This is a genomic window from Mesorhizobium sp. A556, from assembly GCF_054489545.1.
The window spans coordinates 1-513 of record NZ_JBTMXA010000071.1 but is presented as its reverse complement, the minus strand read 5'-3'; the positions used below and the strand labels follow the sequence as shown (position 1 = coordinate 513).

Annotated in this window: 1 protein-coding gene and 1 pseudogene; one reads left to right on the top strand and one right to left on the bottom strand. The window is 59.3% G+C overall.

What is annotated here, in order from left to right; genetic code table 11:
• A partial coding sequence (locus ACX3P0_RS25360) for a GcrA family cell cycle regulator (protein WP_459093002.1) occupies positions 1–215 on the bottom strand: 215 nt, incomplete at its 3' end.
• Positions 216–224: 9 nt separating this feature from the next.
• Between ACX3P0_RS25360 and ACX3P0_RS25355 the strand changes: the two are divergent.
• Positions 225–513: pseudogene (locus ACX3P0_RS25355) on the top strand (site-specific integrase); the annotation flags it as partial.

Genomic DNA, 513 nt, shown 5'->3' with positions numbered 1-513 from the left:
GCGAAGTGAGGACCCGAACGGGCTCGACGAGGGTCGACGGCAGTCACGATGCTGTGGTGGTGATCGCAGTAGACGCGATCCGGCGAAGTTGGCCCAGCACAAAAACGGTAACCGCTGGGTACTGATGGGTCTTCGCTCACCGGGAAGCGGCACTGATAGACGCCTAGCTGAATGAGGGGGACGTCTCTCGAAGTCAGTCTGATATTTTCAGGCATGATGGTTTTCAGGTTCCAGGTCGCCCGGTACAGTCCGAGTTGACCAGCGACGTACGGGCCAGCCTCTTGGCCTGGCTCGAGAGGCGAGGCGGCACAGTCGATGACCATGCATTCCCGAGCCGGATCAACTACGCACACCACATGAGCACGAGAGGCAGTACGCCCGCCTTGTCGATGAATGGGTAACTGCGATTGGTCTGCGACGAGCGGAGTATGGCACCCCCTCGCTGCGACGAACGAAAGCATCAATGATCTACAAGGCGACTGGCAATGCGCGCTGTACAGATCCTACTTGGCC